The organism is Oryzihumus sp. (genome assembly GCF_054325275.1).
This window is the reverse complement of record NZ_JBTCWL010000052.1, coordinates 22,146-28,599: the sequence shown is the minus strand read 5'-3', so window position 1 is coordinate 28,599 and position 6,454 is coordinate 22,146. Positions and strand designations below refer to the sequence as shown.

Below are 6,454 nucleotides of genomic sequence, written 5' to 3'. Positions count from 1 at the left end.
CGCCACCCCCAAGGGCGTGTTCGTCGTCGGTGGCGGCATCGACGCGGTCTACCTGCGGATGGACGGCATCAACAAGCTCGGCTACCCCGTCCAGGACGAGTACGCGATCCCGGGCGGCACCCGCGTGGACTACAGCTCGGGGATGACCTTCACGTGGAACCCCCAGGCCGGCGCGCACGCCCTCCCCGGCGGGCCCCGCCTGTACTGGCTGCGCACCGGTGGGGGCACCAGCCCGCTCGGCTTTGCCACGGCCGAGATGAAGGCCGTGGCCGGCGGCTGGGGCCAGTCCTTCCAGAAGGGCTCGGCCTGGTGGATCGCGGCGACCGGCGCGCACCGGACGGCCAACGGCATCGGGTGGAACTACGCCCACGTCGGCGGTCCGGCCTCGGCGCTGAAGTTCCCGACCAGCGAGGAGTACGCCACGGCGACCGGCACCCGGCAGGACTTCCAGGGTGGCCACATCACGTGGGACCGCGCCAGCGGCCAGATCGCGGTGGTCTACGCCTCCTGACCTGACGCGGGCGTGACGAAGGGGCTGTGCCGGACGGCACAGCCCCTTCGTGCTGTATGGCGGGTGGTCGCGCCTGCCGGTCAGACCAGCCGCGAGGGCAGCAGCGCCATGTGCAGGTCAACCCGCGTCCCGAGCATGCCCTGACCGTTGCCCGGGTAGAGCCATAGGCGGTTGGACGTATCGCGTGCCAGGACATCCGGGATCTGGTCACCGTTGAGGTCGCCGATGCCGGCGATCGCGTTCATGACGTTCCAGCCCGCGCCGATACGGACCCGGCCCAGCCAGCCACCCTTGCCGTCGGTCAGGTAGGTCCACAGGACGCCGGTGGCCTTCTGGCGCACCAGCAGGTCAGCGCGGCCGTCACGGTTCATGTCGCCGGCACCCACGACGACGTCCATGGCGTTCCACCCGGGACCCATCGACACCCCGGCACCGTGGCCTCCGCAGGTCCCCGAGCCGGGGTACAGCATGAGGACACCAGTGGAGGCGTTGACCCCGAGGAAGTCCGCGTTACCGTCCCCTGTCAGGTCACCAGCGCCGGCGAAGATCGATGTTGTCGCCCAGCTACCCGGGACCTCGGTGCGCGCGCCTGGCGCCCCCGTGGACGTCGTGGGGTAGCACCACAGCTTCTTGGTCGCCCCGTCACGTGCCAACAGGTCGGAGCGGCCGTCGCCGTTGAGGTCGCCGGCGAAGCCGAGCCGGTCCATCGTCTGCCAGTTGGAGCCGACCTTCACCGGCGCGGTGAAGCCAGAGCTCTTGCCGCGGTAGAGGTACAGCGTCCCCGTCGTGGTGGCAATCAACAGGTCCGGCACCCGGTCACCACTGCGATCGCGTCGCAGGAAGTCGGCGTTGACCACGGTGAACCACTCGGAGTTCAGGCCCAGGAGGCTGCGGATCGTCTCGCCCGTGACCGCCTTGACCGTGCTGCTGCTGCCGACCAGATCGACGGTGCGCACCCTGCCGCCCCACTCGCCGTTGCCATCCCTGGCGGTCACCACGATGGAGCGCAGCGTCCCGATCTGGGGATAGGCCGACTGCAGCGTCGACGCGACCGTGGTGCGGGTCGATGTCCACGAGTGGCGGGAGCCGGCGATGACGCCGTCGTACGGATCGGACTTGGCGACCAGGTAGGGCTGGTCCCCGGCAGCCATCCAGCCACCGTTCGTCGAGGAGAACTGCGTGAACGCCGCCTTGCCGCCGTAGAGCAGGACCTGGTTGGCAGTCTTGCTGACGGCGTCGTCAGAGGTCCCCTTGGTGTTGACCCTCAGCAGGGTGCCATCGCCCCTGTAGTCGGCCAGCCCGTCGTACACCTGGCACGCGGTGGAGTCACACACATCCCAGGGCTTCCCCGGGTAGGACGGGTGCTCCTTCTCGTAGGTCGCGTACGTCCGGGCAGCGACCGCCTGGCTGCGCAGCGCCTCCGCGCTCCAGGACGACGGCATCTCGTTGGGCACCACACCGCGCAGGTACGACTCCATCGAGGTCACGACCACGGTTCGCTCGACCGTGCCATCCACGATGGCCGTCACGGCATCGGGGAACGCCCTGCGCGTGGAGTCCGGCATGACCAGCCGCACCTGCCCGGCGGTCGCCTGGAACGCCATCGGGCCAGGGCGGGCGGCGCCGTACTCGTTGTGCCAGGCCCCGGCGTACGCGGACTGGAGCTGCAGCAGCGGACCGCTGCGGATGGTCCGCCAGCCGATGATGGCGACGCCCGCCGTCGTCCGTGTCGGCAGCGTGGACGAGCGGTCCAGGCCGTCGGTGAACGACAGGCCGGCTGCGGGGTCAACCTGCGTGGTGTTGTCGGAGTCGCCGCTGATCCGGATCCGTAGCGAGGGGATCGGCGCCTGCGCCTGGAGGGTCGTGCCCGGGTAGTAGAAGTCCAGGATCTGGGTGTGGGTGAGTCCCCTCGTCGCCGCACCGTAGGCGCCGTACTGGGACATTCCGTGGCCGTGTCCCCAGCCGTGGCCGTTGATCACGACGGTCGGCCCTATCGGGAGCGACTCGGCCCGGGCGGACACCACCGGGCCCGTCGTGGCCAGCACCGCGGCACCGGCCACCGCCGGCACGAGGACGCGCGCGACCCGAGCTGAGCGCAGCCAAGAGGGTAGAGAAGATCGTGGCGTGAACATCCCTGCAGGTTAGGTCGGCGAGTCAGGCGATTTCAGGCAAATAGACAAGACTTGACGCACCCGCAAGAGCCTGCCGAGCCGATGGCGGTCCAGCGCGGGCCCTGTGGTTGCCTTGACCCCGTGACGACCGAAGACACCGGGGCCGCCGCCAGCCGCAGCGTGCTGGGACGAGGCTCGATCTACACCCTCGGCACTGCCGCGCCGATCCTGGCGAACGCCGCCGTCACCCCCGCGGTCACGCGCATCCTCGGCTCGCACGAGTACGGCCTGGTCGCCACCGCGATCGTGGTGATCCAGATCGGCATGATGGTCGGCTCCCTGGGCATGCCTTCGGTCATCACTCGCCACGGGCTGCTCGGCGGCTCAGGCGTGGCCGGGGCCCGCGCCCTGTTGCTGCGGGGATCCGCCCTGACCGCGGCCCTGGCGGTCCTCGGGGAGGCGACCACCCCCCTGTGGCGCCCCCTGGCCTCCCCCGACCTGCGCACGGTCCTGGCGATCGCCATCGGCGCCAGCGCGTTCTTCGTCGTCGTCGAGAACGCCCAGGCCATGCTCCGCGTACTCGACCGGCCCGGCGCCTTCGTGAGCCTGTCGCTGCTGGCAACCCTGGGCGGGCCGTGCACCGGTCTCCTGCTCATCATCCTGAACCCCACCGCCGAGGGCTACGTCCTGGGGCTCCTCATCGGCTACGCCGTCTCTGCCGCGACCGGAATCGCGCTCTCCCTCCGCGGCGGCAGGCCGGGCCACGAGCCGGGTGACACCCGCGCCGCCCTGAAGCTGGGGCTTCCGATGCTGCCGCACATGGTGGCGCTCTACCTCGCCAACGGCGCCATGGTGTTCCTGGCCGGCGCCATGTACGGCTTCTCGGCCGCCGCCCGCCTGCAGGTGGCCCTGCTGATCGGGGTCTCCCCCGGCGTGATCACCTCGGCGCTCAACAACTCCTGGGCGCCCACGATCTTCCGGACCGATCCCGCGGACCGTCCGGTCGTGCTCGCGCGCACGACCGGCGACATCGCCACGCTGGCAGCCCTCGTCGCCGGCGGCGTGTCGGTGCTCTCACCCTGGCTGTTGCGCCTGGCCGCCGGCCCGGGCTTCGGGCCCGACGAGCTCGTGCCGTCGGTGGGCATCGCCGCCTTCGGCACGGTCATCGCCGTCGGCTATCTCGCCAACGTGCACCTCGTCTTCGCCGCCGGGCGCTCCGTCGGGCTGTCCGTGGTGACCCCGGCCAGCCTGGTCGTCGGGCTGGCTGTGGCGGCTGTCCTGGGCAGCGCGGACCCCATCCTCATCGCCGCCGGCTTCCCCGCGACGTATGCCGCCCTGGCCCTGGGCTCGATGTGGTTGCGGCGACGCGTCGGCGGCCCGCACTGGGACCAGCGCGTGCTGCTCCGCCCGCTCGTCGGCGGCGCGCTCTTCTGCGCCCTCGGGGCGCTGCTGCCGGTCACCGGGGGGTGGCTGTGGCTGCGCCTGCCGATCGCAGCCGGCCTCGGGGCGTTGACGCTGCTGCTCGGCCGGAAGGTGCTCCGCGGCTGACCGGGCCCTAGCGCTGCGGTCGGATCCAGTCGACCGGACCGCCCTGCCAGGCCTCCCCGCGCGGCAGCGGCCGCGGCAGGTGGCTGAAGGGATGGCGCAGGAAGTCGATCGCCCGGGGTTGTGCGGGTGCGGCCGGCGCAATGGCCTCCGCCGCCGGGGCGCTGCCGGGCGACGCGGAGGGCGCGGTCGTTGGGGCAGGGGCGGGGCGACCGCCGGCGCGCTGGGAGATCCCCAGGACGTTGGCCGCCTTGGCCAGCGGCGCGCCGAGCCAGTACGCCGTCCCCGCGGTCAGCGACGCCGGGTGCTCCCAGCCGGCCAGGGAACGCAGCTCCTCCGGCGAGCGCAGGTAGTCGCCACCCAGCTCGGCCAGGGCCACGAGCTGGGCCTCGGCGACGTCCGGGTGCTCGTCATGTACCTCCGGCCAGCCATCGCGCAACCGCTCGTAGGCGCCCGGTGCGTCGCCGGCGAAGGTGGGCGGCGGACCGTAGACGGCGGCCTCCAGACCCAGCGACGCGGCATACCAGACCGAGGTGGACAGGCGGTTGGTGACCACCCGGCTCGCCTGTCGCATCCCGGTGAACAGCCGGGGCAGGAAGAGGGGGTCGAACCGGCCGCCCGCGCTCACGACGGTGTTGCCGCCGATCTGCCACGCCTCGACCAGTGCCCGGTCGGTCAGGTCCTCGACGTGCAGGCAGATCGTGGCCGGCCCTTCCTTCTCCAGGTAGTAGCGGGCGAGGGCGCCGTGGTCGGCCTGCACCTTGGCCACGTGAGTGCCATGCATGGGCATGATCAACGGACGCCGCCCGTCGAGGGCCGGCTCCGGCAGGTCGCCGGACTCGGCCATGCGGCGCAGGTAGAGCCAGGGGGCACCGATGGCAACCGACGGACGGTCCGAGGCCGCGGGGTCCCAGGCCCGGGAGGAGTGGGACCACACCAGCAGCCGGCGGCGGTCGCCGTCCGCCCCGACCTTGGGGAAGTCGCCGAAGTTGGTCTCGAGCGGCGACGTGACGACCCACCCGTGCTGGAGGAGGCCGTTGAGGTGCCGGGTGCGGCAGCCGCAGTAGTGGCTCAGCACGCCCGAGTGGCCGTAGAAGTGGTTCTGGATGTCCATGGGTCTGTGCTCCTCAGGCGTCGTGCAGCAGCTTGACGTAACGGTCTGCCAGCGTCTCCCAGTCCCACGGGGTCAGCCCGCCACGGTCCGGTCGTCTGGGCACGCGCAGCTGCGCCTGTGTCGTCGCGGTGGTCAGGGCGGCCAGGTCGCCTCGTGGCACGACCGTCACGTCGGCGGCGCCGCTGCGTTCGAGCTCACGCGCGACCCCGACGTCGTAGGTGACGACCGCGGCTCCGGCCGCGGCCGCCTCCACCTGGGTCAGCTGGAAGCCCTCGGCCGCGACCGAGGGGTTGACGTAGACCGCGCCGTCGAGCAGCGGGCGCATCTGCTCGACGCTGCAGCGCCCATGCAGGACGACGTGGTCGAGTCCCAGTTCCCGGACGCGCATCCGGGCTGCAGCCAGCTCCGGTCCGTCGCCGACCAGGTGGGCGGGTGCCGTGTGCCCCGCGTCCCGGGCAGCGCGGACGACGTCGAGGAAGTCACGCCAGCCCTTCTCGGCGACGACCCGCCCGACGAAGACGAGCTGCCTGGGCTCGGGCGCCGCGTCCGGCGGGGAGGTGTCCCCGGAGTCCATCCACCGGGTGAGGTCCACGCCGTTGCCGAACGGCACGCTCGCACGCCCGGACAGCTCACGCACGAACGCCGCGGTCTGTTCGGACACGGCCAACACCTCGGTCGCACGGCGCAGCACCTGGCGCCCCATGGTCCGGTCGACGAGGAGGCTGCCGTGGCGCACCGCCGCGGACTCGGTCACCACGTGGCCCGCGCCGTGCTCGGTGTGCAGCACCGGGACCCCTGCCCGGCGGCCCCACTGGACACCCAGCCAGGACATGAGGAAGAACCTCGTGTGGGTGCTCACGTGCGTGACGCCGGCGCGCCGGGCCCGCTGCGAGAAGCCCCGCCAGTCACGCGGGTCGGGGAGGGCGGTCACGCCCTTGACGTCCGCCCGGCGCCGCATCGACTCGATGGTCAGCTCCCCCGACTCGACCACGCGCTGTTGCGCCCCCAGGTAGCCCAGGGTGACCCTGACGCCACGCGCCACGAGCCGCGGGAGCAGGGCCTGAAGGTGCTCCTCCACGCCACCGTGGCTCTCGGCGTAGTTGGTCGTCACGACGAGCAGGTGGGTACTGCGGGTCATGGGCGGCAGAATCTCCTCGGCGGGGGCTGCAGGGA

The 6,454-nt window shown here is 72.1% G+C and carries 5 protein-coding genes; 2 read left to right on the top strand and 3 right to left on the bottom strand.

Going from position 1 to position 6,454, the window contains the following annotated elements; genetic code table 11:
* Positions 1-511, top strand: a 511-nt coding sequence (locus ACXVGS_RS13705; RefSeq protein WP_458537058.1) for an LGFP repeat-containing protein, incomplete at its 5' end; no start/stop codon positions are given.
* Between the two features lie 80 nt (positions 512-591).
* On the opposite strand, the gene ACXVGS_RS13700 is transcribed toward ACXVGS_RS13705, so the two are convergent.
* Positions 592-2,643, bottom strand: a complete 2,052-nt coding sequence (locus ACXVGS_RS13700) for a SpoIID/LytB domain-containing protein (protein WP_458537057.1) — start codon at positions 2,641-2,643, stop codon at positions 592-594.
* Positions 2,644-2,763: 120 nt separating this feature from the next.
* Here ACXVGS_RS13700 and ACXVGS_RS13695 point away from each other — a divergent pair, with 120 nt between their 5' ends.
* Entirely contained in the window at positions 2,764-4,170 is a 1,407-nt protein-coding gene (locus tag ACXVGS_RS13695; protein WP_458528133.1) for a lipopolysaccharide biosynthesis protein, read from the top strand.
* Between the two features lie 7 nt (positions 4,171-4,177).
* Here the strand turns inward: ACXVGS_RS13695 and ACXVGS_RS13690 are convergent, their stop codons facing one another.
* Positions 4,178-5,281 (bottom strand): hypothetical protein, encoded by a 1,104-nt coding sequence (locus tag ACXVGS_RS13690; RefSeq protein ID WP_458528134.1) that lies wholly within the window; start codon positions 5,279-5,281, stop codon positions 4,178-4,180.
* A 13-nt stretch (positions 5,282-5,294) separates the two neighbouring features.
* Entirely contained in the window at positions 5,295-6,419 is a 1,125-nt protein-coding gene (locus tag ACXVGS_RS13685) for a glycosyltransferase family 4 protein (protein ID WP_458531879.1), read from the bottom strand.
* Positions 6,420-6,454 lie beyond the last annotated feature (35 nt).